This is a genomic window from Xylophilus rhododendri, from assembly GCF_009906855.1.
Classification (GTDB): Bacteria; Pseudomonadota; Gammaproteobacteria; order Burkholderiales; family Burkholderiaceae_C; genus Xylophilus; species Xylophilus rhododendri.
Genome location: NZ_CP047650.1, coordinates 4573620 through 4598381, shown reverse-complemented (window position 1 = coordinate 4598381; position 24762 = coordinate 4573620). Strand labels below are relative to the sequence as shown.

Genomic DNA, 24762 nt, shown 5'->3' with positions numbered 1-24762 from the left:
CAGGTGGCGTGGCGCGGCCGGTAGAGGATCGGGGAACCGCGGATTATATGCCGGAATTCTTCGCCGGCAACAGGTCCGGACGCAGCGCGGCGGTCAGGGCCAGGCGCTGCTCGCGGCGCCAGCGCTCGATGCGGGCATGGTCGCCCGACATCAATGCCGCCGGCACGGACTGCTCGCGCCAGGTCTCCGGACGGGTGTAGTGCGGGCAGTCGAGCAGGCCGTCGAGCGCGGGATTGAAGCTGTCCTGCTGATGGCTGCCCTCGTCGTTGAGCACGCCCGGCTGCAGGCGGGCCACCGCGTCGATCAGGGCCATGGCCGGGATCTCGCCGCCGGACAGCACGAAGTCGCCCAGGCTGATCTGGCGGTCGACGTAGGCATCGATGAAACGCTGGTCCAGGCCCTCGTAGCGGCCGCAGACCAGCACCGCGCCGGCACTGGCCGACCAGCCCTCGACGGCGGCATGGTCGAGCTTGCCGCCCAGCGGCGAGAACAACACCACCGGTGCGGGCACCGCCTCTGCCCGGTCGGCGCGGATGGCATCCAGGCAACGCGCCATCGGCTCGGCCATCATCACCATGCCGGGGCCGCCGCCGAAGGGGCGGTCGTCCACGCGGCGGTAGTTGCCTTCGGCGTGGTCACGCGGATTCCACAGGCGCACCGTCACCGGCCCTTCGTAGGCGCGGCGGGTGACACCGCTGGCCAGGAAAGGCGCGAAGAGTTCGGGGAACAGGGTGACGACGTCGAAGCGCATGGGCGCGCGCGCTCAGTAGTCGGGTTGCCAGTCGACCGAGATCAGCTTGCCGGGCAGGTCGACCTTGTCGATGAAGGCCGAGACGAAGGGAATCATGCGTTCCTCCGTCTTGCCTTCGGCCTCGTAGTCCATGACCAGCACGGTCTGCGGGCCGGTAGCCATCAGCTCGCGCACCACGCCCAGCGCCACGCCTTCGCGATTGACCACGTTCAGGCCGATCAGGTCGACCCAGTAGTACTCGTCCTCGGCGGTGGAGGGAAAACTGGAGCGGGCGATGAACACCCGCGCGCCCTTGAGCGCCTCGGCGGCGGTGCGGTCGGGCACGTCCTGGGCGGTGGCGACGACCGAGTCGGAATGGTCCTTGGCCTGCACCACCACCAGCCGGAACACCGCGCCCGCGCCGGGACCGGCCACGGCGGGCGACTGGATGAACCAGCGCTTGGATGAGAACAGCGCCTCCGGACTCGCGCTGTAGGGCAGCACGCGGAACCAGCCCTTGATGCCCCAGGCATCGGCGATGCGGCCGACTTCGATGGCGTCGGCGGGCAATTCGGCGGATTCGAGTCCAGGCAGCATGGCGTTCAGGGTTCAGGCGAAGAATTCGGGAGCACAAAAAGAAAAAGCCCCGCGGAGGTGATTCCGCGGGGCTTTCGAGTCGGACTCAGGCAGCAGCTGCAGGCGCGGCGGCCAGGGCCTTCTGCGAGGTGCGCAGCAGGCGCTCGACGGTAGGCGACACTTGCGCGCCGACACCGGTCCAGTAGCTCACGCGGTCTTGTGCGACACGCAGGCCTTCTTCGCCGTCACGGGCGCTGGGGTTGTAGAAACCCACGCGCTCGATGAAACGGCCGTCGCGGCGCACGCGCTTGTCGGCAACGACGATGTTGAAGAAGGGACGGCCCTTGGAGCCGCCGCGGGAGAGTCGAATGACGACCATGATTTATCCTTGGGTGGTGAACTGATCCCGTGACGGGTATCCGCTTGAAAATGGGATCAGCCGGTTTCTTGCTGCGTTGAGACACGCGACATGGCCACCCGGCCAGCGACACGCTGCAAAGCCGCAGATTATAGCTTTTTATTCCATGCACACCATAAGACCCGCCAACGACGGCGACATCGCCGCCATCACGGCCATCTACGCCCACTACGTGAACGCCAGCACGGCCACTTTCGAGACGGTGGCCCCGACCGTCGCCGAAATGGCCGGCCGGCGCGCCGAGGTACTGTCCCGCAACATGCCCTATCTGATGATGGAAGACGGACAAGGCGGCGTGGCGGGCTATGCCTACTGCAACTGGTTCAAGCCACGGCCGGCCTACCGTTTCTCGGCCGAGAACTCGATCTACCTGGCCCCCACCGCCGTGGGTGGCGGCCGTGGCCGCGCGCTGCTGGATGCGCTGTGCACCGCCGCTACCGAGGCCGGCGTGCGGCAGATGATCGCGGTCATCGGCGGCGCGGACAACATCGCCTCGATCCGTCTGCACCGCGCCGCCGGTTTCGCCGACGCGGGCATCTTCAAGTCCAGCGGCTGGAAGTTCGGCCGCTGGCTCGATGTGGTGCTGATGCAGAAGGCGCTGGGCGACGGCGACGGCAGCGCACCCGAATGAAGGCCGCGCCCCGCAACAAGACGACCGCCACCTGGCTGGCCTTCCTGGGCGGGCCGCTGGGCCTGCACCTGTTCTACCTGCGCGGCCTGGGCGACACCTTCGCCTGGATGCTGCCGATCCCCACCGCGCTCGGCCTCTACGGCGTGCGGCGGGCGCAGGAGTTCGGGCTGGACGACAAGGCGAGCTGGCTGCTGATTCCGCTGCTGGGCTGCGTGATCGCCGGCTGCTCGCTCACCGCCATCGTCTACGGCCTGACGTTGACCGAGAAATGGAACGCCCGCCACAACCCGCAGTGCGAGGCCGAGGCGGTGCCAGGATCCACCAACTGGCTGACCATCGTGGGTGTCGGCGCCGCCCTGCTCATCGGCACCGGCGTGCTGATGGCCAGCCTCGCCTTCGGCTTCGAGCACTACTTCACCTTCATGCTCGACCGGGCCCGGGCCCAGGCCGGCTGAGACCGCTAGAGCCTCAGAACAGCCAGGTGCTGAGCCCGTAGGCCAGCGCGGCCACCACGGCGGAAGCCGGAATGGTCAGCACCCAGGCCCAGACGATATTGCCCGCCACGCCCCAACGCACCGCGCTGGCGCGCTGGGTGGAGCCCACGCCGACGATGGCGCCGGTGATGGTGTGGGTGGTCGATACCGGAATGCCCAGCAGGGTCGCCAGGAACAGCGTGACCGCGCCGCCGGTCTCCGCGCAGAAGCCGCCCACGGGCTTCAGCTTGGTGATCTTCTGCCCCATGGTCTTGACGATGCGCCAGCCGCCGAACATGGTGCCCAGCGCGATCGCGGTGTAGCAGCAGACGATGGTCCAGGCCGGCGGATTGGCATCGGTGGCCGATGCGCGCCCGGTGGCGATCAGCAGCATCCAGATGATGCCGATGGTCTTCTGCGCATCGTTGCCGCCATGGCCCAGGCTGTACGCGCCGGCCGACACCAGCTGCAGCCGGCGGAACCAGCGGTCCACCCGCGAGGGCGTGGAGCGCCGGAAGATCCAGGCCACGACCACCATCATCAGCGAGCCCAGCACGAAGCCCAGCAGCGGCGAGACGAAGATGAACAGCACCGTCTTCCAGATGCCCTCGAACACCAGCGCGCTGGTGCCGGCCTTGGCCATCACCGCGCCCACGATGCCGCCGATCAGCGCATGCGAGGAACTGCTCGGGATGCCGTAATGCCAGGTGATCACGTTCCAGGTGATCGCACCCACCAGGGCGCCGAACACCACATGGATGTCCACCACGCCCGGCAGGGCGATGCCCTTGCCCACGGTGGCCGCCACGCTCAGGTGGAACACGGCGATCGCCACCAGGTTGAAGAAGGCGGCGAAGACCACCGCCTGACCCGGCTTGAGCACGCCGGTGGACACCACGGTGGCGATGGAATTCGCCGCGTCGTGGAAGCCGTTCATGAAGTCGAAGACCAGCGCCAGGGCGACCAGCAACACGATCGCCCAGAGCGCTACCTGCACGCTTGCCATGCCTGCTATCTCCGGCTTTTCAGGAGTTCTCGAGGACGACGCCCTCGATCAGGTTGGCCACGTCCTCGCAGCGGTCGGTGATGGTCTCGAGCAGCTCGTAGATGGCCTTGAGCTTGATCACCTCGCGCACATCGGGCTCCTCGCGGAAGAGCTTGCTCATTGCCGATCGCATGACGCGGTCGGCATCGGATTCGAGCCGGTCTATCTCCTCGCAGGTCTTGAGCGCGGCCTCGGCCGTGCGCGGATCGGCGATCTTCTCCAGCATCTTCACCGCCTCCTGCAGGCGCTCGCAGCACTTCACACCGAGTTCGGTCAGGCGGGTGATCTCGTCGGTCATCACCCGCACGTCGTACAGCGCCATGGTCTCGGCCGAGTCCTGGATCAGGTCGGCCACGTCGTCCATGGTGTTGATCAGCGAGTGGATCTGCTCGCGGTCGATCGGCGTGATGAAGGTCTTGTGCAGGGCGCGGTTGACGTCATGCGTGACCCGGTCGGCGGCGCGTTCGGCCTCGTCGACCTCGCGGGCGTATTTCTCGCGCAGGGCCGGGTCGTTGTAGTTGGCGACCAGGCGGGCGAAGGCATGCGCGGCATCGACCGTCCTTTGCGCATGCAGGTTGAACATCTCGAAAAAACTGCCTTCACGGGGCAGCAGCTTGCCAAACAACATTGGCTTCTCCAGCGGAAATGGGGGCCGGCCGGACGCCGGGCGAAGGGCGCGAGTGTAGCTGCGGGGCACAAACGGTCACAAAACCGTCATGTCTTGTGAAGTAGCCAGGCTCCTACACGGGCATCCGGCTCGTCCGACATGGCAGGGCCGGCCATCGATCAAAAGATGGGTTGGCGCCTACTGACAGGTGCCGCAAAAAAACGCTCCCGATCGTCATCCCAAGGAAAACCCATGACCCGCAACCGCTTCTCCCTTGCCCGCAAGTCCGCCCTCTGCGCCGCCCTGATGGCCGCCGCCTGCGGCAGCGCGATGGCCCAGTCGGCCTACAACACCGCCTCCACCGACCGCGCCTCCTACATCCCCTACACCAGCGCCGGCTATGTCGGCATCGCCGCCGGCCAGTCGAAGTACAAGGTCGGCAACGGCAACAACAGCTTCGGCTACGACAACAAGGACACCGCCTTCAAGCTCTACGGCGGCGGCATGTTCAACCAGAACCTCGGCCTGGAACTGGGCTATGTGAACTTCGGCGAGATCACCCGCGGCGGCGGCGACACCAAGGCACAGGGCCTGAACCTGAGCCTGCTGGCCAAGGCGCCGCTGGGCGATCGCTTCGATGTCTTCGGCAAGGTCGGTACCACCTACGGCTGGACCAAGACCTCGTCGAACGCGGCCAGCGGCGTGCCCGGCGGCAAGGAGAACGGCTTCGGCGTGTCCTACGGCGTCGGTGCCAGCTACTACTTCACGCCGCAGGTCGCCGCCACGCTGGAGTACGAGAGCCACGACCTGAAGTTCGCGGGCACCGGCAAGGACCGCGTCGAGCTGGTCACCGTCGGCCTGCGCTACAACTACTGATCGGGCTTCACTCGCCCAGGTAGGCGGCGCGCACCTTGGGATCGCTCAGCATGTCGGCGGCAGCGCCCTGCATGCTGATCAACCCGGACTCCATCACGTAGGCCCGGTCGGCGATCTGCAGCGCGCGGCTGGCGTTCTGCTCCACCAGCAGAACCGTGGTGCCCTGCGCCGCCACCTGCGCGATCACCTCGAAGATCTTGTCGACCATGATGGGCGACAGGCCCATCGAGGGTTCGTCCAGCAGCAGCAGCTGGGGCTGGCTCATCAGGGCGCGGCCCATGGCCAGCATCTGCTGCTCGCCGCCGCTCATGGTGCCGGCGAGCTGGGCGCGGCGCTCTTTCAGGCGCGGGAAGGTGGCGAAGATGCGTTCGATGTCGGCCGCGATGCCGGCCTTGTCGTCGCGGATGTAGGCGCCCATCTGCAGGTTCTCCACGATGGTCATGCGGGCGAACACGCCCCGCCCTTCCGGCACCATGGCCAGCCCTTCGCGCACCAAGTCCCAGGCGCCCAGGCCGCCGATGCTCTTGCCCCGGTAGAGCACCTCGCCGCCGCTGACCGGCAGCATGGCGGTGATGGCCTTCATGGTCGTCGTCTTGCCGGCGCCGTTGGAGCCGATCAGCGAGACCAGCTCGCCCTTTCCCACCGTGAAATCGATGCCCTTCACCGCCTGGATGCCGCCATAGGCGACACGCAGGCCACGCACTTCCAACAAAGCTTCTGGATGGCTGGCTGTCTCTTGCATTCAATGGGCTCCGGCGCCGAGATAGGCTTCGATCACTTTGTCGTTGCGCTGGACTTCCGCGGGCGTGCCCTCGGCGATCAGCCGGCCGTAGTCGAGCACGGTGACGCGGTCGCACAGGCCCATCACCAGCTTCACGTCGTGCTCGATGAGAAGCACGGTGCGGCCGTCCTGGCGGATGCGGTCGATGAGGGCGCGCAGCTGCACCTTCTCGGTGGCGTTCATGCCGGCGGCGGGCTCGTCCAGCGCCACCAGCAGCGGCTCGGTGGCCAGCGCCCGGGCGATCTCCAGCCGGCGCTGGTCGCCATAGGACAGGGTGCGCGCCCGCACGTCGGCATAGCGGGCGATGCCCACGTATTCCAGCAGCTCGCGCGCCCGCTCGCGGATGGCGGCCTCCTCGGTCCTGAAGCCCCGCGTGCGCAGCACCGCGCCCCAGAGGCCGGAGCGGCTGCGGATATGCCGACCCACCATCACGTTCTCCAGCGCCGTCATGTCCGCGAAGAGGCGGATGTTCTGGAAGGTGCGGGCGATGCCGGCCCGCGCCACCTCGTGCACCGCGCTCGGTTTGTAGGGCTTGCCGGCCAGGGCGAAGCTGCCGCTGTCGGGGATGTACAGCCCGGTGATCACGTTGAAGAAGGTGGTCTTGCCCGCGCCGTTGGGCCCGATCAGGCCGTAGACCTGGCCGCGGTGGATGGTCATGTCCACATCGGCCAGCGCCTGCAGGCCGCCGAAGCGCTTGCCGATGCCGCGCACTTCCAGGATGGCGTCGGCGCCGCTCATGTCTTGGCCTCCAGCACACGACCGTGGTCGGGCGCCGGCCACAGGCCGCGCGGCCGGATCAGCATCACCGCGATCATGGCCAGCGCGATCAGCAGCTGGCGCAGGATCGAGGCATCGAGCCGCCCGCCGGTCATCTGCTGCAAGGGCCCCGCCACATAGCGCAGCACCTCGGGCAGCGAGGACAGCAGCACGGCCCCCAGCACCACGCCCGGGATGTGGCCGATGCCGCCCAGCACCACCATGGCGACGATCATCACCGACTCCATCAGGCTGAACGATTCCGGCGAGACGAAGCCCTGGAAGGCGCCGAACATCGCGCCCGACACCCCGCCGAAACTCGCCCCCATCGCAAACGCCATGAGCTTCAGGTTGCGGGTGTTGAGGCCCATGGCCTTGGCGGCGATCTCGTCCTCGCGGATCGCCATCCAGGCCCGGCCGATGCGTGAATCCTGCAGCCGCGAGCAGATCACGATGCTGACGATCACCAGCGCCAGGAACAGGTAGTAGTAGAGGGTGACGGCGGGGATGTCGTAGTCGTCGGTGATCGACAGCCGCTTGCCCAGGTTCAGCCCGAAGAACTTCACCGAGTCGATCTCGCCGATGCCCTTGGGGCCGTTGGTGAGGTTGATCGGCCGGTCCAGGTTGTTCATGAAGATACGCACGATCTCGCCGAAACCCAGGGTGACGATGGCCAGGTAGTCGCCGCGCAGCTTGAGGGTGGGCGCGCCCAGCAGCGCACCGAAGAAGGCCGCCACCACCGCGGCGATCGGAATCACCAGCCACAGCGACAGGTGCACGCCATTGGGGAAATGCGCGGCGATGAAGGCGAAGTTCTCGCTCAGGTGCGGCGAGGCCAGCAGCGCGAAGAGATAGGCGCCCACGGCGTAGAAGGCCACGTAGCCCAGGTCGAGCAGCCCGGCATAACCCACCACGATGTTCAGGCCCAGGGCCAGCATCACGTAGAGCAGCGCCAGGTCGGCGATGCGCACCCAGGCATTGCCGAAGTACTGCAGGCCGTGCGGCAGGGCCAGCAGCAGCAGGGCCGCCACCAGCCAGGCGGCGATGCGGGTGCCGCGCGGCGCGTCGGGAGCGAAGGGATTGTTCATGCGCATCGCCCCTTCACGCCCGGTCGGCCACACGCTCGCCCAGCAGGCCCGAGGGCCGCAGGGTGAGGATCACGATCAGCACCACGAAGGCGAAGATGTCGGCGTAGTTGCTGCCCAGCACGCCGCCGGTCAGCGTTCCGATATAGCCCGAGCCGATCGACTCGATCAGCCCCAGCAGGATGCCGCCCAGCACCGCGCCGCCCAGGTTGCCGATGCCGCCGAACACCGCCGCGGTGAAGGCCTTGAGCCCCGGCAGGAAACCCATGGTGTGCTGCGCCGTGCCGTAGTTGGCCGCGTACATCACACCGGCGATGGCCGCGAGCACCGCGCCGATCACGAAGGTGGCCGAGATCACCAGGTCGGGCTTCACGCCCATCAGCGCCGCCACCCGCGGGTTCTCGGCCGTGGCGCGCATCGCCCGGCCGAGCTTGGTGGCATGCACCAGCCACATCAGCACGGCGAGCGAGACCGCCGTCAGCGCCAGGATCAGCAGCTGCGTCGGCGTGATCACCGCGCCGCCGATGGCATAGGGCTCGCTCGGCAGCAGCGTGGGATAGACCTTGACGTTGGGCTTCCACACGATCATGGCCAGCGTCTGCAGCAGCAGCGACACCCCGATGGCGGTGATCAGCGTGGCCAGCTTGGGCGCATTGCGCAGAGGCCGGTAGGCCACCTTCTCGATCACGAAATTGAGCGCCGCCGACACCACGCAGGCGATCAGCATGGACAGCAGCAGCACCAGCCAGCCCGGCGCCCAGGGCAGGGCCTCCTGCATCAGCCCGATCACGCTCCAGCTGGTGAGCGCCCCGACCATCAGCACCTCGCCATGGGCGAAATTGATCAGGTTGATGATGCCGTACACCATGGTGTAGCCCAGCGCCACCAGCGCATACACACTTCCAAGTACCAGACCGTTGATGACCTGCTGCAGCAGGATGTCCATAAGCCGCTTCCTTCAGAGTTCAGGGAGTGTGCAGAGATGTATGCATGCTGCAGGTAAGCAATAACCCCGCCAGATGGCGTTTTGTGGCCTAGCCGCCCTCCTCCGCGGCCCGGTTGCGTTCGCGCAGTTCGCGCAGTTTTTCGCCGATGCGCAGCTCCAGCCCGCGCGGCACCGGCTGGTAGAAGCCGGGGTCGGCCATGCCGTCCGGCAGGTAGCGTTCGCCGGCCGCGAAGCCGTCGGCCTCGTCGTGGGCGTAGCGGTAGCCCTTGCCGTAATCAAGTTCCTTCATCAGCCTGGTCGGTGCATTGCGCAGGTGCATGGGCACGGGGCGGGTGCCATCCTTGGCGATCCAGGCCTTGGCCGCGTTGAAGGCGGCGTAGGCGGCGTTGGACTTGGGCGCCATGGCCAGGTAGATCACGCATTGCGCCAGGGTGAGTTCGCCCTCGGGCGAGCCCAGACGCTCGTAGACCTCGGCCGCGTCCAGCGCCATACGCAGCGCGCGCGGATCGGCCAGGCCGATGTCTTCGCTGGCCATGCGGATCAGGCGGCGCGCCATGTAGCGCGGGTCGGCACCGCCGTCGAGCATGCGCATGAACCAGTAGAGCGCCGCATCCGGATCCGATCCGCGCACCGACTTGTGCAGTGCGCTGATGGTGTCGTAGAACTGCTCGCCGCCCTTGTCGTAGCGCCGCAGGCGTTCGCCCAGCACACGCAGCAGCCATTCGTCGTCGATGGTGTGGCGCTTCTCGGTACTGGCGGCGACGGACAGGGTTTCCAGCGTGTTGAGCAGGCGGCGGGCATCGCCGTCCGCGTAGGCGACCAGACGGTCTTCCGCAGCCTTCTCGATCGCGGGCACGGCCTGGATGGCCTGGGCGCGGGTGACGATCTGGCGCAGGTCGTCCTCGGTCAGCGGCTTCAGCACATAGACCGCGGCGCGCGACAGCAGCGCGGAGTTGACCTCGAAGGACGGGTTCTCCGTCGTCGCCCCGATGAAGGTGAACAGGCCCGACTCCACATGCGGCAGGAAGGCATCCTGCTGGCTCTTGTTGAAGCGGTGCACCTCGTCGACGAAGACGATGGTGCTCTGCGCCATCAGCCCGTCGCGGGCGATCAGCGCGCGTTCGACCGCCTCGCGGATGTCCTTGACGCCGCCGAGCACCGCGCTGATGGCGATGAACTGCGCATCGAAGGCATCGGCCATGAGCCGGGCGATGGTGGTCTTGCCCACGCCCGGCGGGCCCCACAGGATGCAGGAATGCGGCCGGCCCGACTCGAAGGCGATGCGCAGGGGCAGGCCCTCGCCCAGCAGGTGCTGCTGGCCGATGACGTCGGAAAGCGTTCGGGGCCGAAGGCGTTCCGCCAGGGGTTGATGGAGCGTGGAACTGGGAGCGGCCGTAACGGCGGCGGAGGTGGGTTTCGCCATCCGGCAGTTATAGCGTGCCCCGGGGTTGGCGGAGTTGCGGCTTGTGCCCCGCCCCGCCCCCGGCCGGAATGGGGACCGCAACCGCGCCGGTCGGACATCTGATTACATCGCCTGTTTAACGAAACATATTCGAATGCTGAAAATTCTCCGTCGCGTGCCATGATTCGCCGCAGATTTCCGCGCATTTATCCTCCCCAACATTCGGTGATTCATGGCCACCTTCGTACTCGTTCACGGCGCCTGGGTGGGTGCCTGGGTTTTCAGGGATACCGCCAGGGTGCTGCGCGCCGCGGGTCATGAAGTATTTACTCCCACACTCACCGGCCTGGGCGAGCGCTCGCACCTGAATCAGGCGGATATCAGCCTGGAAACCCACATACTCGATATTCTCGGCGTGCTGCAGGCCGAAGAACTGGAAGATGTCATTCTCTGCGGACATGGATATGGCGGCATGCTGATCACGGCGGTGGAAGACCGCATGCCGGGCCGTATCCGCTCCCTGGTGTATATCGATGCATTCGTGCCGCAGCATTGGGATTCGGTCATCAGCATCCTCGAAAACAGCAGCTGCGCGCGCGACTACGGCAATGCAAGGCGCATGGCCCGCGACAGAACGGCGTGCCGGCGCGCGGGCGAGCTGGCGCCGCTGCCCTGCCGCATCTTCGGTGTTTCACCCGCGCGCCAGGCCGCCCTGGATCGGCGCAGCCACCCGCAGCCCTGGTTGACCTTCGAAATGCCGGTGGTGCTGGCCGGGCCGCCCCGGCCCCGGCGCCGCGCCTATTTCGTGGCGGACAGCTGGGCCGACAGCCCTTTTCTCGCATTCGCCGAACGCTTCGAAAGAGCGCCTCAATGGAGGGTGCGCCGGTTTTCCTGCGGCCACGCCATCATGATCGACCAGCCGCGTGAACTCAGCCGCGAGTTGCTGAAATTCGAGCAGGAAGACGCGGCTGACCACCAGCGCATTCACGCGCTGAGTCGGACATAAGTGGCCAATACCGCCGATTTGGACACCACACCCAGCAAAACCGGATTCTTCAGGCTTTCGATGACCGGCAGGCGCTCACCGCGGTGCTGCAAAAGCCGCTCGAGCGCTTGTTCCAGATCGATATCCGCGTGCAAGGGCTCAATATCCTGTGACACGAAAGACAAGGCGATGTCGGGCTGCTGAGGATTCAAATCCGCCGCATTCAACGATTTGAGCGGTACCACGCCCAGATAATGTCCCGCCGCATCGACCAGATAGAGGTATTTCACCGGATATTCCAGAAACATCCGCCGCATCTCCTCCACGCCGGTTTCCGGCCCGACCACGGTCTGCGCCGGCTCCAGAAGATCGCGCACATGCTGGGCCCGCAGGCGTTCCCGCTCTTCGAACTGGGCCTGCCTTCGCACCGTGATCTCGTACATCGAGCCGACCCGCGCCGAGCGCGCCACGAAATACGCCACCACGCTGCCTGCCATCAGGGGCAGCATGACCTGGTAACTCAGCGTCATCTCGAAAACCATCAGGATCGCCATGATCGGCGCCTGCGCCGCTCCCGCCAGCAGCGCCGCCATGCCGACGATGGCGTAGACAAAGGGCTCGGAGGTCTGCCCCGGCCACAGGGCGTGCGCACCGGTGCCGAACAGCGCGCCCAGCAGGCAACCGAAGAAGAGCGCGGGCGTGAAGACGCCGCCGACGGCGCCCGAGCCGGTGGTCGCCATCGTCGCCGCCGCCTTGGCGACCAGCAGCGCGACCAGCGCCGTCCACGGCCAGGGCGAGTGCAGCACCGCGTTGACCACGCTGTAGCCGTTGCCCCAGACCTCGGGCACCCAGACCGAGATACAGCCCACGATCAGCCCGCCGATGGCCAGCCGCCAGGGCAGCGCCACCGGCAGGCGCGCGAACGCCGCGCGACTGGCAGCCAGGCCACGCAGCATCAGGGCCGCGCCGCCGCCGGCCAGCACGCCCAGCAGCACGAAGAGTGGCACCTCCACGCCATGGATCTCGGGGAACACCGGCATCTCGTACACCGGCTGATAACCCGGCAGCCAGCGCATCACGATATTGCCGACCACCGCGGCCACCATGATCGGACCGACGCTTTCCATGGCGATGGAGCCCAGCACGATCTCGGCGACGAAGAAGGCGCCGGCGATCGGCGCGTTGTAGGCGGCGGTCAGGCCGGAGGCCGCGCCGCAGGCCACGATCAGCCGCAGCCGCGCCACCGGAAAGCGGAAGCAGCGCCCCAGCAGCGAGGCGCAGAGGGCGGCCAGCTGCACCATCGAGCCTTCGCGGCCGATCGAGCCGCCGCTGGCGATGCTGACCAGGGACGAGGCACTGCGCGCCAGCGTCTGCACGACGGGGATGCGGCCGTCGCCGAGCACGATGGCTTCCATGTAGTCGGAGGTGGCCTTCTGAGCCGCGGTACGCCGCGCCCACACCAGCAACAGGCCGGCGATGAGGCCGCCCACGGTGGGCGACAGCACACGCGCCCATACCGGCAGGCTGCGCGCGATCTCGACCAGCCCGCCGCCGCTGCCCAGCACCGCGACATCGACCGCATGCAGCGCCAGCCGGAACAGCTCGGTCGCCAGCGCGCCCAGCACCCCGGCCACGATGGACCAGAGCAGCAGGATCTGCCACTCGGAAATGCGGAACACCCGCTGCAGCCGTGCCCGCACGGCCAGCAGCACCACAACCAGACGTTTCATGCCACGAGGCGCGTCAGGTACAAGGCCCGACGCGCCGGAAGATCAAACGTCGATTATCGGGCGGCAGCGGCCTATTGCTTGACGACACTCACGCCGGCCGGCGGCGTGAAGTTGAAGGTCGATGCCGGCAGGCTGGCATTGGCCTGCACATTGCTGAACTTGAGCACCGAACGCTGGCCGAAGCTGTCGAGGATGTCAAGTTCGGCCAGCTGGTCGCCGCGCAGGCCCACACGCACCGACTGCAGCTGCACATCCTTGCTGCGCGGCGTCGCCAGCACCCACTGCAGGCCTTCGCGGTCGGGCTCCGCGGCCAGGGTGAAATCCTTCTCCAGGGCCTTGATGTCGGAGCTGGACGCGACGATGGCGGCCGGCGTGGAGCCCAGCGCCTGGGCCTGGTCGCGCACCGTCACCTGCTGCAGGTCCACGTCGTAGAGCGACAGCGAGCGGCCGTCGGCCACCAGGGTCTGGGCGAAGGGCTTGGTGTAGACGAAGCGGAAGCGCCCCGGCCGCTGGAACTCGAAGGTGCCTTCGGACCTCTTGGTGCGCGGCGTCTCGCCTTCGCGCGCCGGTGCGCTCACGACCTGGGTGAAATCGGCACGGCCGCTCTTGGCGGTGCGCATGAAGTTCTCGAGGCTGGAGAGGCCGTCGGCCCAGGCCGGCGACAGCGCCAGCGCGGCCGCCAGGACCAGGCCCTGGCGCGACAGGAACGAAATACGAGAGCTCATCGGAAATCCGGTGTCATCCGGCGAAATCGGCAATGACGGCATGTTGCCGGACGGCCGTGAAGGTCGGGCAAAGGGTTTGTAACAGCGCTGAGGCCGGGAAGCGCCGGCTTCAGTCTTCGGCGGCCCGCTGCGGCACCAGGATGTCGCGCTGGCCGGCGCCGTTCATAGGGCTGACCATGCCGGCCTTCTCCATGTCTTCCACCAGGCGCGCGGCGCGGTTGTAGCCGATCTTCAGGTGGCGCTGCACCAGGGAGATGCTGGCCTTGCGGTTCTTCAGCACCACCTCCACGGCCTGGTCGTACATCGGGTCCTTCTCGGCGGCGGCGTCGGCATCGCTGGCGGGATAGTCGGTGCTGTCGCCGTCGACCGTGCCGCCTTCGAGCACACCCTCGATGTAGTTGGGCTCGCCCTGCTCCTTGAGGTACTTCACCACGCGGTGCACTTCCTCGTCGCTGACGAAGGCGCCGTGCACCCGCACCGGAAAGCCGGTGCCGCTGGCCATGTAGAGCATGTCGCCCATGCCCAGCAGCGCCTCGGCGCCCATCTGGTCGAGGATGGTGCGGCTGTCGATCTTGGAGCCGACCGAGAACGCGATCCGCGTCGGGATGTTGGCCTTGATCAGGCCGGTGATCACGTCCACGCTGGGCCGCTGGGTGGCCAGCACCAGGTGGATGCCGGCGGCGCGCGCCTTCTGCGCCAGGCGGGCGATGAGTTCCTCGATCTTCTTGCCGACCACCATCATCAGGTCGGCCAGTTCGTCGATCACCACCACGATGTGCGGCAGGCGCTCCAGCGGCTCGGGGCTGTCGGGTGTGAGGCTGAAGGGGTTGTAGATGAACTCCTCGCGCGCCTTGGCCTCGTCGATCTTGACGTTGTAGCCGGCCAGGTTGCGCACGCCCAGCTTGCTCATCAGCTTGTAGCGGCGCTCCATCTCGGCCACGCACCAGTTCAGGCCGTGCGCGGCCTGGCGCATGTCGGTGACCACCGGCGCCAGCAGGTGCGGAATGCCTTCGTAAACCGACATTTCCAGCATCTTGGGGTCGATCATCAGCAGCCGCACGTCGCGCGCATCGGCCTTGTAGAGCAGGCTGAGGATCATGGCGTTGATACCCACCGACTTGCCCGAGCCGGTGGTGCCGGCCACCAGCACGTGCGGCATCTTGGCCAGGTCAGCCACCACCGGGTTGCCGATGATGTCCTTGCCCAGCGCGATGGTCAGCAGCGACTTGGCGTCGTGGTAGACCTGCGAGCCCAGGATCTCGGACAGGCGGATGGTCTGACGCTTGGCATTGGGCAGCTCCAGCGCCATGAAGTTCTTGCCCGGGATGGTCTCCACCACCCGGATCGACACCAGTGAGAGCGAGCGCGCCAGGTCCTTGGCCAGGTTCACCACCTGCGAGCCCTTCACGCCGGTGGCCGGCTCGATCTCGTAGCGGGTGATGACGGGGCCGGGCGAGGCGGCCACCACATGCACCTGCACGCCGAAGTCCTTCAGCTTCTTCTCGATCATGCGGCTGGTCATTTCCAGCGTCTCGGGCGCCACCGTTTCCTGGCGCTGCAGCGCGGCGTCGAGCAGGTCGATCTGCGGCAGGCTGCTGTCGGGCATCTCGGTGAAGAGCGGCTTCTGGCGCTCCTTGGCGACACGTTCGCTGATGACGGGCTCGGCCGCCATCACCGGCTCGGTCAGCACCGGCGGGGTGCGCACCGGGTGGTGATCGATCTCGGCCCGCTCCTCGATCACGACTTCCTCGCGCTCGCGGGCGGCGCGTTTGCCGACGGCCTTGTCCTCGGCGACCTCGCGCTGTTCACGCCGTGTCTGCACGACCGAGTACAGGCGCGCACCCAGGCGCTCGGCGAAATGGCCCCAGGAGAAACGGAACACCAGCGAGGAGCCCACCACCGCCAGCACGATGCACAGCAGGCCCGAACCGGTGAAGCCCAGCCAGCGCATCGCCGCCGGGCCGGTCACGAAGCCCAGCACGCCGCCGGCATGCCGGCCGGGCAGCAGGCCTTCGAAACGGTAGAGGCGGGTCCATTCCAGCGCGGTGCTGGAACACATCAGCAGCACCAGGCCGACCCAGAACACGCCGCGGTGCAGGGTCCAGGAACGCTCCACATCAGGCGCGGCGCCGCCGCGCATCCAGCGGGCCAGCGATGCCAGCCAGGCGCGCACCGCGGCGGCGAAACACCACCACACGGAAAAGCCCAGCAGGAAGTAGCTGGCATCGGCCAGCACCGCGCCGACGCGGCCGCCCCAGTTGTTCACCGCCTTCGCCGCGGGGGCGCCGGTGGTGGACCAGGCCGGGTCCAGGGCGGAATAACTCAGCATGGCGATCAGCCAGAAGGCCATGGCGATCAGGCCGACCAGCAAGGCGAGTTCGTGGCCGAAGCCGCCCGCCGCGCTGCGTTCGGGCGCCCGGGACTTGCTGCCGCGGGCATTGAGGGTATCGAGGGAATAGGTCATAGGTGAGCGTGGGCAAGCTTACCGCATGCCCTCACGCCGCGTCCTCGGTCCGGGCCGGGCCCGACAGGTCCGTCATGCTGGAAAGCCGGCCCTCGTGCAGCAGCATGGAGCCGTCGTCGCGCACCTCGACGAAACCGCGCTCCTCCAGGTCCTTCATCACCCGGCTGACCATTTCGCGGGAGGCGCCGACCATCTTGGCGATGTCCTGGCGCGTCACCTTCTCGACCACCATGCCCTCGCCCTCCGTCGAGGGCGCGGCGCCATCCATCAGCACCCGTGCGACGCGGCCGTAGACATCCATCAAGGCCAGGGATTCGATGGAGCGGTCGGCCTTGCGAAGACGCCGGACCAGCCCCACCAGCACCGCATGGCCCACCGAGCCTTCCGGCGGCAGGCAGCGCAGGAAGGCCTCGCGGTCCAGCGCCAGCACATCGGTCTGCGTCTCGGCCTGCACCGTGGCCGAATGGGGCTCGCCGTCGATCAGGCTCATCTCGCCGACCGGGTCGCCGGGACGCAGGCTGGCGAAGATGACTTCCCGGCCGCGCTCGTCGGCCACGATCACCCGGGCGCGGCCGGAGATCAGCACAAAAAAAGCATCCGAGCGCTGGCCGCGCTCGACCAGCGCCTCGCCGCGCCGGAAGCGCCGCTTGGATACGGAGGTGGATAGAAACTGCGCCTGCTCCGCGGTCAGCAGCCCGAACAAGGGCACCCTGCGCAGCAAATCAAGTTCGGTGACGATGGCCATGGGGTGTGGAGCCTCCAGCAGCTCTTGGTCGGATCGTGTCTCGGATCGTTTCTTACAATTGGGCCGATTGAATTCTCACTGCGCCCGGCGCATCTGGGAAGTTCATACTGCGCGCCTCGCGTACCGTCCGGCACTCAGCCCGCGACGGGTTCCGGCCTACAACAGCACCGATTATGTCCACACCCCAGCACGCCAAAGTCCTCATCCTCGGCTCCGGCCCTGCCGGCTACACCGCCGCCGTGTACGCGGCCCGCGCCAACCTGCAGCCCCTGCTGATCACCGGCATGGCCCAGGGCGGCCAGCTGATGACCACCACCGAGGTCGACAACTGGCCGGCGGACGTGCACGGCGTGCAAGGCCCCGAGCTGATGCAGCGCTTCCTGGAGCATGCCGAGCGCTTCAACACCAAGGTGGTGTTCGACCACATCAACAAGGTCGATGTCAGCGAGCGGCCCTTCAAGCTCACCGGCGACGGCGGCGAATACACCTGCGACACGCTGATCATCTGCACCGGCGCATCGGCCAAGTACCTGGGCCTGCCCTCGGAAACCGCCTTCATGGGCCGCGGCGTCTCCGGCTGCGCCACCTGCGACGGCTTCTTCTACCGCGACCAGGAGGTCTGCGTGGTCGGCGGCGGCAATACCGCGGTCGAGGAGGCGCTCTACCTCAGCGGCATCGCCAGCAAGGTCTATCTGGTGCACCGCCGCGACAAGTTCCGCGCCGAGCCGATCATGCTCGACAAGCTCGCCGAGAAGGTCGCGGCCGGCAAGATCGAGCTGAAGGTGCATTCGGTGCTCGACGAGGTGCTGGGCGACCCGTCCGGCGTCAACGGCGTGCGCCTGAAGCATATGGTCAGCGGCAGTACCGAGGAGCTGAAGCTGCAGGGCTGCTTCATCGCCATCGGCCACCATCCCAATACCGAGCTGTTCCAGAACCAGCTCGACATGAAGGACGGCTACCTCATCACCCGCTCGGGCCTGCAGGGCTTCGCCACCATGACCAGCGTGCCGGGCGTTTTTGCCGCCGGCGATGTGCAGGACAGCGTCTACCGCCAGGCCATCACCAGCGCCGGCACCGGCTGCATGGCCGCCCTCGATGCCCAGCGTTTCCTGGAGCAGGAAAGCCTGGTCTGAGGGCTGCGGCTTGCCGGCTTCGCTGCGCAGGCTATAATCGCGGGCTTTGCTGAATCAAGCGGGTGCTTTTTGCCCCGCAGCGTTCCGGTAAATCCGGGGTTACCGCCACCCATACCTGGCGAGGTGAGGTCGTCGTGTTTATCCATGGCGACCGTTAGATATCGGAGTGACTTCAATGGCACGCGTATGTGAAGTAACGGGCAAGGGCCCGATGACGGGGAACAATGTTTCCCACGCCAACAACAAGACCAAGCGCCGGTTCCTCCCGAACCTGCAATACCGTCGTTTCTGGGTCGAGAGCGAAAACCGCTGGGTTCGCCTGCGCGTTTCCGGCGCCGCACTGCGCCTGATCGACAAGAACGGCATCGACGCCGTGCTCGCAGACCTGCGCGCACGCGGCCAAGCCTGAACCTAGGAGCACTGCACCATGGCAACCAAAGGCGGACGCGAAAAGATCAAGCTGGAATCCACTGCTGGAACCGGCCACTTCTACACCACCACCAAGAACAAGAAAACGATGCCTGAAAAGATGTCGATCTCGAAGTTCGACCCCAAGGCTCGCAAGCATGTCGAGTACAAGGAAATCAAGCTGAAGTAATTCAGCCTGGTTCCTCGAAAAAGCCGCCGCGTCACAGCAGGCGGCTTTTTTATTGCCCGCCGTTTTCAGCCAGCGGATGGCCCAACAAAAAAGCCGCCCTCGGGCAGCTTCTTCATGGGGCGGGTGGAGACCTCAGCCTCAGCGAGGACCCATCGGCGGGCGGCCGGCAATGTGGCGGAACACGATCCGGCCCTTGCTCAGGTCGTAGGGAGACATCTCCAGCGAAACCGCATCGCCGGCGATCACGCGGATGTTGTGGCGACGCATCTTGCCGCCGGTATAGGCCACCAGCTGGTGGCCGTTTTCCAGGGTGACCCGATAACGGGAGTCAGGCAGGACTTCGTCCACCTTTCCGCGCATCTCGATCAGTTCCTCTTTTGCCATGTAGTCTTTCGCATTGGGTGGAGCGCCATCCCGTGTCGACGCTCGAACCGACAACTCCGCCCGACGGGCACAATGAAAATCTTGCAGATATCGCCCCCACGGGAAAAGGAGCGAGTAACCCAGAATTATAAGCGGCCGGATCACCAGCGTGAACGCCATGGGAATCATGCCGGGCACCTCAAAACAACAGACACGCGCGCGCAGGGCAAAAAAAAGCCAGGGCCCGCAGGACCCTGGCTTTTCGGGAGGATGGCCAGCGCTTAAGCGTGGGCGGCGCGCAGCCTGATCGAGAAATCGCGCAGCGCGGCGATACCGCTCTCCTCGGCGCGGCGGCACCAGGCCTGCAGCTCGGTGGTCAGCTGCTCGCGCGACTGGGTGGTGCTCAGCCACATCTGGCGCAGCTCTTCGCGCATGGTCAGCATCTTGTCGAGCACCGGGTGAGCCGCACGCGCCTGCTCCATGTGGGGCAGCACGGTAGCGGGCACTTTTTCCGCATCGCGGTGCAGCCAGCGCTTGGCGGTGGTCAGCGTGGTCATGTCGGCCTGCTTCGCCTTCAGCACTGCCAGCTCGTCGCGGGTGGCACGGCGCACGCCGCGGGCGTAACGGGCCATCACCTCGTAGCGGTTGGCGATCAGCGCCTCCAGGGTTTTCTCATCGGCCACGGGCTTGATTTCGCCGGTCTGCAGCTTGGGAGCGGTCTTCTTGACGGTCGCCCAGCCCACCTTCTGCAGCAGCGAGATGTAGAGCCAGCCGATGTCGAACTCGTAGGGCTTGACCGAGAACTTGGCCGAGGTCGGATAGGTGTGGTGGTTGTTGTGCAGCTCTTCGCCGCCGATGATGATGCCCCAGGGCGACAGGTTGGTGCTGGCGTCGGTGGCTTCGAAGTTACGGTAGCCCCAGTAGTGGCCCAGGCCGTTGACGACGCCGGCGGCCCAGAAAGGGATCCACAGCATCTGCACCGCCCAGACGGTGGCGCCCAGGGCGCCGAACATGGCGATGTTCAGGATCAGCATCAGGCCCACGCCCTGCCAGCCGAAACGGCTGTAGAGGTTGCGTTCGATCCAGTCGTTCGGAACGCCGTGGCTGAACTTGGCGATGGTTTCCTTGTTCTTGGCTTCCGCACGGTAGAGCTCGGCGCCGCGCCACATCACGGTGTCGATGCCGCGGGTCTGCGGGCTGTGCGGGTCTTCTTCCGTCTCGCACTTGGCGTGGTGCTTGCGGTGGATCGCCACCCATTCGCGCGTCACCATGCCGGTGCCGATCCACAGCCAGAAGCGGAAGATGTGCGAGGGGATCTTGTGCAGGTCCAGCGCCCGGTGCGCCTGTGCCCGGTGCAGGAAGACCGTGACGCCGACGATGGTGAAATGGGTGGTCACCAGCGTGTACAGCAGGATCTCCCACCAGGACCAGTTCAGCAAACCGTTGCCGAGCCAATCGATAGCGGCACTGAGAACAGCCGAGTCGGAAAGAACCATATGTGGATGCCTTGGGACGGGGTCGCCGTCGGGTAGAGGGTCAAAAGATGACCGGGTACGCCGATTCTCTCGGCATCCCTGATTTTAGGGCTCGGCCGCCTGTTTAAAGGGGCATGACCCGGGGTTTGCAGGTCTTTACTGCTTGATCGAGATCAAGCTTTGCGCATCCAGACCGCCGCGAAGAAGCCGTCCGTGTTGTGCAGATGGGGCCACATGCGCAGGTAGTCGCGGCCCTGGTTGGGGCCGGCGCAGAGTTTTTCGGCATCGGCGACCTTGAGCTGGGTCAGCAGGTCGGCCGCCGGCTGCAGCACGAAATCGGGGTGCGCGGCGCTGAAAGCTTCGGCGATCGCCTCGTTCTCCTCGGCCAGCACGCTGCAGGTGGCATAGACCAGGCGGCCGCCCGGCTTCACCAGACGCGCCGCGCTGGCCAGGATGGCGGCCTGCTTGAGCGCCAGTTCCTGGATGCCTTCGGCCGACTGGCGCCATTTCAGGTCGGGATTGCGGCGGGTGGTGCCCAGGCCGGAACAGGGGGCGTCGACCAGCACCCGGTCGATCTTGCCGGACAGGCGCTTGACCCGCTCGTCGCGCTCGTGCGCGATCGCCGCCGGATGCACATTCGACAGGCCGCTGCGCGCCAGCCGCGGCTTGAGCGCGTCCAGCCGGTGGCCGGAGACGTCGAAGGCATACAGCCGGCCGGTGTTGCGCATGGTGGCGCCGATGGCCAGCGTCTTGCCGCCGGCGCCGGCGCAGAAATCGACCACCATCTCGCCGCGGTGCGCGTCGAGCAGCAGGGCCAGCAGCTGCGAACCTTCGTCCTGCACCTCGATCGCGCCGCGGGTGAAGACATCGAGCTTGGTGAGCGCGGGCTTGCCGTCGATGCGCAGCGCCCATGGCGAATACGGCGTGGCCTCGGCCTTGATCCCGGCCTTCTTCAGCTCTGCCTGGACGTCGGCGCGCTTGGCCTGCAGCACGTTCACCCGCAGGTCCAGCGGGGCCGGCTGCTGCAGCTTCTCGGCCAGGGCCCAGAAGGCCGTGTTGCCGATCTGCGCCTTGAGCGGCGCGGCCATCCACTCGGGAAGATTGTGGCGGTGCGGCTCCATCAGCTCGGAGGGCTTGACCGCATCGCACTGGTCCAGCCAGTTGCGCTCGCTGTCGTTGAGGGCGCTGCGCAGGAATTCGCGCGGGCCATGGAAACCCAGGATCGCCAGGCGCCGCCCCTTCGGCCCGGCGCCGGAACGGGCCAGGTATTCGAAGAGCAGCTTGCGCCGCAGCACGTTGTAGGTGGTCTCGGCCAGGGTGGCGCGCTCGCGCGGGCCCAGGGCACGGTTTTCCCGGAAGAATTTGGAGACCACCGCGTCGGCCGGGTGATCGAAGACGAGGACGCGGCCGACGAGTTCGGCGCAGGCGTCCAGTAGGGCGTTGGGATGCATAGCCCCCGATTGTCCCACCCCGGCCGGAAATCAGGCCGCGGCGTTACGCGCGAACTGCAATTCGGCGATCAGGCCGCCGCCTTCGCGGTTGGAAAGCAGCAGTTTGCCGCCGTGGCGCTGGGCGATTTCCTGCGCGATCGACAGGCCCAGCCCCACGCCGCCCGAATGCCGGTTGCGCGAGGACTCCACCCGGTAGAAGGCCTTGGTCACGTTCTCGAGTTCTTCCGGCGCCAGGCCGGGGCCGCGATCGGCGATGGCGATGCTGAGCGCCTGCGGCGTGTCTTTGAGCATGATTTCAGCATCGCCGCCGTAGCGCAGCGCGTTCTCGATCAGGTTGCCGATGCAGCGGCGCAGCGCGCCCGGCTGGCCGAACATGGGCGCGGCCGAGCCGCTCACGGCGATGCTGCCGGGCAGGCCTGCGTCGGCATGGTCGTCGGCGAAGCTGCAGACCAGCGCCTCGACGTCCAGGCGCACGCTGGCCTCGGCCTGGGCCACGCCCAGCAGGTAGTCGAGCGTGTCGCGGATCATGGCGTCCATCTCGGCGATGTCGCGGCGAAAGCTGCTGCGGTCCTCTTCGTCGGGCAGGGATTCAGCGCGCAGGCGCAGCCGGGTCAGGGGCGTGCGCAGGTCGTGCGACACGGCGGCGACGAAACGGTCGCGGTCGGCGATCTGGCGCTGGATGCGCGCCTGCATGCCGTTGAAGACCCGTGTGGCCTCGCGGCATTCGGTGGTGCCGGCTTCGGCCAGCGGCAGGCGGTTGATGTCGCCGCCCAAGTCGCGTGCCGCATCGGCCAGGCGCTGCACTGGCTCGGACAGCCAGCGCGCGCCGATCCAGGCGGCGAACAGCAGGGCGGTCAGGCGCACGCCGATGTCGAAGAGCATGCCGGCATCGATCGGCATGCCGCCCGGGCCGTGCGCGAAGGTGCCGGGCGGCTGCGGGGGCCGCGTGCCGGGATCCGCGCGGGTACCGGAGGCCGCGCCCTGCCCTGCCTCGAACGACGGCGGCGGTCCGTCGAAACCGGGCCAGGGGTGGAACTCCACCATGACCGTCAGCACCAGCGCATGGCTGGCCAGCACCACCACGAACAGCAGCAGCGCCAGCCGGCCGAACAGGCTGGAGGGCAATGCACGCATGGCCAGCGCCGCCACGCGTGTCTTGGCGGCCCGCAGGAGTTTCATGGCGGCTAGGCCCTAGTGCATGCCGACCTGCGGCTGGACCGAACGCACGTCGAAGACATAACCCGCCCCGCGCACGGTGCGGATCATGGAAGGCGCGCGCGGATCGTCGCTCAGCTTCTGGCGCAGGCGCGAGACCAGCAGGTCGATGCTGCGCTCGAAGTTCTCCATGGTGCGGCCGCGGGCCCGCTCCATCAGCTGGTCGCGGCTGAAGATGCGGCGCGGCATCGACAGGAAGGTGGTGAGCAGCCGGTATTCCGCATTCGACAGCGGCACCACCAGCCCGTCCGGCGAGGTCAGCCGGCGCTCGTCACGGCGCAGCTCCCAGCCGTCGAAACGCACCACGCCGTCGTCGCTGCCCTGGACGCCGCTGCCGGCCGGGATGCGGCGCAGCACGGTGTTGATGCGGGCGACCAGCTCGCGCGGCTCGAAGGGCTTGCCCATGTAGTCGTCCGCGCCGAGTTCCAGGCCGACCACCCGGTCGTGCGTGCCGGTGCGCGCGGTCAGCATGATGATGGGCACACGCGAATGCTGGCGCACCTCGCGGGCCAGCATCAGGCCGTCGCTGCCGGGCAGCATGACGTCGAGCACCACCATGTCCATCGCCTGGCGCGCGATCTGCTCGCGCATGGTCTTGCCGTCGACAGCGGTATGTACGGTGAAACCGAAGCGTTCGAGGTAGTCGCTGAGCAGGGTGGTGATCTCCTGGTCGTCGTCTACCACCAGGATGTGGGGGCGTTGGTTCATAGCACGGTATTTTCCCCCGGCCAGGCACTTGTGCGCCAGGGCCGCGGTCCGGGGATAAGTCCATGCAATACCGGCTACATCCCCTCGCGGCGAGGGGTTTTGTATCAAAACGCACATGGGCCGTACACACTCAGCTTACCGCCCGTTCCCAGAATCCGGCGACCGCAGGAACACACGCCATGACGACCATCCAAGGGATTCCTTCCAGCACCAGCGCCTGGGCCGACAAGAGCGGCGCCAAGTCCACTGCCGGCACCGGCAGCAGCGGCGGCAGCGAATTCCAGGCCGTGCTGGACAAGGCCGAGTCCCGCTCGAAGAGCGTCACCGGCACCACCGACAGCAGCGACGACACGATCCGCACCCTGGCGCGGCTGGACAACAACAGCAACCTGCAGCTCAACCAGAGCCAGTACGACACCGGCAGCGCCTCGACCACCGCCGCCCCCAGCCGGCTGCCGCCGCCGCCCGCGCTGTTCACCCGCGACGCCAGCGACAACACCAGCGACACCAGCACCCAGGCCAAACGCGTTGACCAGATCGGCATCTACGGCAATGGCGTCGGCCAGAGCGAAACCGCCGCGCTGCAGCAGATGGCCCAGGCGGCGCTGGATGCCGTGCCGGCGATGGCCCAGGACTACAACTCGACGGCCTCCCTCTCCTCCGGCAGCAGCAGCAGCAGCGGCAGCTCCGCCGCAGCACCGGTGGCCACCTCCCAGCAGGCCGTCAGCCAGAGCTACGACTCCACGCAGATGGCCCAGCAGATCCTGCGCCAGTACCAGCAGGTGGGCAGCGGCGGCTCCACCGGCAGCAGCACCGGCGGCTCGGTGGACGCGGTCGCCTGAAG

At 67.2% G+C, this 24762-nt stretch carries 27 protein-coding genes; 8 read left to right on the top strand and 19 right to left on the bottom strand.

Features of this window, described 5'->3' with window-relative positions:
- Window positions 1–43: 43 nt before the first annotated feature.
- The 3 genes from trmD to rpsP form a co-directional block, all read right to left on the bottom strand.
- Window positions 44–751 (bottom strand): tRNA (guanosine(37)-N1)-methyltransferase TrmD, encoded by a 708-nt coding sequence (gene trmD, locus GT347_RS21300; protein ID WP_160554103.1) that lies wholly within the window; start codon window positions 749–751, stop codon window positions 44–46.
- 12 nt (window positions 752–763) lie between these two features.
- Window positions 764–1327 (bottom strand): ribosome maturation factor RimM, encoded by a 564-nt coding sequence (gene rimM / locus GT347_RS21295; protein ID WP_160554102.1) that lies wholly within the window; start codon window positions 1325–1327, stop codon window positions 764–766.
- An 85-nt stretch (window positions 1328–1412) separates the two neighbouring features.
- Complete coding sequence (gene rpsP, locus GT347_RS21290; RefSeq protein ID WP_160554101.1) at window positions 1413–1685, bottom strand: 30S ribosomal protein S16; 273 nt, start codon at window positions 1683–1685, stop codon at window positions 1413–1415.
- A 145-nt stretch (window positions 1686–1830) separates the two neighbouring features.
- On the opposite strand from rpsP, the gene GT347_RS21285 reads away from it, so the two are divergent.
- Together GT347_RS21285 and GT347_RS21280 are read left to right on the top strand one after the other, a co-directional pair.
- Window positions 1831–2355, top strand: a complete 525-nt coding sequence (locus GT347_RS21285) for a GNAT family N-acetyltransferase (RefSeq protein WP_160554100.1) — start codon at window positions 1831–1833, stop codon at window positions 2353–2355.
- Complete coding sequence (locus GT347_RS21280) at window positions 2352–2810, top strand: hypothetical protein (protein WP_160554099.1); 459 nt, start codon at window positions 2352–2354, stop codon at window positions 2808–2810. Before GT347_RS21285 ends, GT347_RS21280 begins: the two co-directional genes overlap by 4 nt.
- Window positions 2811–2823: 13 nt before the next feature.
- Here GT347_RS21280 and GT347_RS21275 read toward each other — a convergent pair whose 3' ends face one another.
- Both GT347_RS21275 and GT347_RS21270 read right to left on the bottom strand, forming a co-directional pair.
- A complete protein-coding gene (locus GT347_RS21275; RefSeq protein WP_160554098.1) occupies window positions 2824–3834 on the bottom strand; it encodes an inorganic phosphate transporter in 1011 nt (336 codons plus the stop codon).
- Between the two features lie 19 nt (window positions 3835–3853).
- Window positions 3854–4501: a DUF47 domain-containing protein gene (locus GT347_RS21270; RefSeq protein WP_160554097.1), complete on the bottom strand. Its 648-nt coding sequence runs from the start codon at window positions 4499–4501 to the stop codon at window positions 3854–3856.
- 231 nt (window positions 4502–4732) lie between these two features.
- Between GT347_RS21270 and GT347_RS21265 the strand changes: the two genes are divergently transcribed.
- The gene (locus GT347_RS21265) at window positions 4733–5356 is read left to right on the top strand and encodes an outer membrane beta-barrel protein (protein ID WP_195812362.1); all 624 of its coding nucleotides are present in this window, start codon (window positions 4733–4735) and stop codon (window positions 5354–5356) included.
- Window positions 5357–5363: 7 nt separating this feature from the next.
- Here GT347_RS21265 and GT347_RS21260 read toward each other — a convergent pair whose 3' ends face one another.
- The 5 genes from GT347_RS21260 to GT347_RS21240 all read right to left on the bottom strand — a co-directional run bounded on the left by GT347_RS21260 (window position 5364) and on the right by GT347_RS21240 (window position 10347).
- Window positions 5364–6098 carry an ABC transporter ATP-binding protein gene (locus GT347_RS21260; RefSeq protein WP_160554096.1) on the bottom strand — a complete coding sequence of 245 codons (735 nt, stop codon included), beginning with the start codon at window positions 6096–6098 and terminating at the stop codon, window positions 5364–5366.
- Window positions 6099–6875 (bottom strand): ABC transporter ATP-binding protein, encoded by a 777-nt coding sequence (locus GT347_RS21255; protein ID WP_160554095.1) that lies wholly within the window; start codon window positions 6873–6875, stop codon window positions 6099–6101.
- The gene (locus GT347_RS21250) at window positions 6872–7981 is read right to left on the bottom strand and encodes an ABC transporter permease subunit (protein ID WP_160554094.1); all 1110 of its coding nucleotides are present in this window, start codon (window positions 7979–7981) and stop codon (window positions 6872–6874) included. The genes GT347_RS21255 and GT347_RS21250 overlap by 4 nt, the downstream gene beginning before the upstream one ends.
- A gap of 13 nt (window positions 7982–7994) precedes the next feature.
- A complete protein-coding gene (locus GT347_RS21245) occupies window positions 7995–8924 on the bottom strand; it encodes a branched-chain amino acid ABC transporter permease (RefSeq protein ID WP_160554093.1) in 930 nt (309 codons plus the stop codon).
- Between the two features lie 88 nt (window positions 8925–9012).
- A complete protein-coding gene (locus GT347_RS21240; protein WP_160554092.1) occupies window positions 9013–10347 on the bottom strand; it encodes a replication-associated recombination protein A in 1335 nt (444 codons plus the stop codon).
- A gap of 211 nt (window positions 10348–10558) precedes the next feature.
- On the opposite strand from GT347_RS21240, the gene GT347_RS21235 reads away from it, so the two are divergent.
- Complete coding sequence (locus GT347_RS21235) at window positions 10559–11332, top strand: alpha/beta fold hydrolase (protein WP_160554091.1); 774 nt, start codon at window positions 10559–10561, stop codon at window positions 11330–11332.
- Here GT347_RS21235 and GT347_RS21230 read toward each other — a convergent pair.
- From GT347_RS21230 to GT347_RS21215, 4 genes are all read right to left on the bottom strand, one after another.
- A complete protein-coding gene (locus GT347_RS21230; RefSeq protein WP_407704114.1) occupies window positions 11311–13041 on the bottom strand; it encodes a ClcB-like voltage-gated chloride channel protein in 1731 nt (576 codons plus the stop codon). The genes GT347_RS21235 and GT347_RS21230 overlap by 22 nt on opposite strands.
- A gap of 71 nt (window positions 13042–13112) precedes the next feature.
- Complete coding sequence (gene lolA / locus GT347_RS21225) at window positions 13113–13766, bottom strand: outer membrane lipoprotein chaperone LolA (protein WP_160554090.1); 654 nt, start codon at window positions 13764–13766, stop codon at window positions 13113–13115.
- A 109-nt stretch (window positions 13767–13875) separates the two neighbouring features.
- A complete protein-coding gene (locus GT347_RS21220; protein WP_160554089.1) occupies window positions 13876–16230 on the bottom strand; it encodes a DNA translocase FtsK in 2355 nt (784 codons plus the stop codon).
- A gap of 31 nt (window positions 16231–16261) precedes the next feature.
- Window positions 16262–16975 carry a Crp/Fnr family transcriptional regulator gene (locus tag GT347_RS21215; protein WP_160554088.1) on the bottom strand — a complete coding sequence of 238 codons (714 nt, stop codon included), beginning with the start codon at window positions 16973–16975 and terminating at the stop codon, window positions 16262–16264.
- A gap of 173 nt (window positions 16976–17148) precedes the next feature.
- Between GT347_RS21215 and trxB the strand changes: the two genes are divergently transcribed.
- From trxB to rpmG, 3 genes are all read left to right on the top strand, one after another.
- On the top strand, window positions 17149–18108 hold the full coding sequence (gene trxB, locus GT347_RS21210; RefSeq protein WP_160554087.1) for a thioredoxin-disulfide reductase: 960 nt from the start codon (window positions 17149–17151) through the stop codon (window positions 18106–18108).
- 175 nt (window positions 18109–18283) lie between these two features.
- Window positions 18284–18517 carry a 50S ribosomal protein L28 gene (rpmB, locus tag GT347_RS21205; protein ID WP_160554086.1) on the top strand — a complete coding sequence of 78 codons (234 nt, stop codon included), beginning with the start codon at window positions 18284–18286 and terminating at the stop codon, window positions 18515–18517.
- Between the two features lie 18 nt (window positions 18518–18535).
- The gene (gene rpmG, locus GT347_RS21200; RefSeq protein WP_160554085.1) at window positions 18536–18706 is read left to right on the top strand and encodes a 50S ribosomal protein L33; all 171 of its coding nucleotides are present in this window, start codon (window positions 18536–18538) and stop codon (window positions 18704–18706) included.
- Between the two features lie 138 nt (window positions 18707–18844).
- On the opposite strand, the gene infA is transcribed toward rpmG, so the two are convergent.
- The 5 genes from infA to GT347_RS21175 form a co-directional block, all read right to left on the bottom strand.
- Window positions 18845–19090, bottom strand: coding sequence for a translation initiation factor IF-1 (gene infA, locus GT347_RS21195; RefSeq protein WP_160555465.1), 246 nt, complete (start codon window positions 19088–19090; stop codon window positions 18845–18847).
- Between the two features lie 260 nt (window positions 19091–19350).
- A complete protein-coding gene (locus GT347_RS21190; protein WP_160554084.1) occupies window positions 19351–20565 on the bottom strand; it encodes a DesA family fatty acid desaturase in 1215 nt (404 codons plus the stop codon).
- 152 nt (window positions 20566–20717) lie between these two features.
- Window positions 20718–21995, bottom strand: coding sequence for an RsmB/NOP family class I SAM-dependent RNA methyltransferase (locus tag GT347_RS21185; RefSeq protein ID WP_160554083.1), 1278 nt, complete (start codon window positions 21993–21995; stop codon window positions 20718–20720).
- Between the two features lie 30 nt (window positions 21996–22025).
- Window positions 22026–23174 (bottom strand): ATP-binding protein, encoded by a 1149-nt coding sequence (locus GT347_RS21180; protein WP_160554082.1) that lies wholly within the window; start codon window positions 23172–23174, stop codon window positions 22026–22028.
- Window positions 23175–23186: 12 nt separating this feature from the next.
- Entirely contained in the window at window positions 23187–23918 is a 732-nt protein-coding gene (locus tag GT347_RS21175; protein WP_160554081.1) for a response regulator, read from the bottom strand.
- A 179-nt stretch (window positions 23919–24097) separates the two neighbouring features.
- Between GT347_RS21175 and GT347_RS21170 the strand changes: the two genes are divergently transcribed.
- Window positions 24098–24760: a hypothetical protein gene (locus GT347_RS21170; RefSeq protein ID WP_160554080.1), complete on the top strand. Its 663-nt coding sequence runs from the start codon at window positions 24098–24100 to the stop codon at window positions 24758–24760.
- Window positions 24761–24762 lie beyond the last annotated feature (2 nt).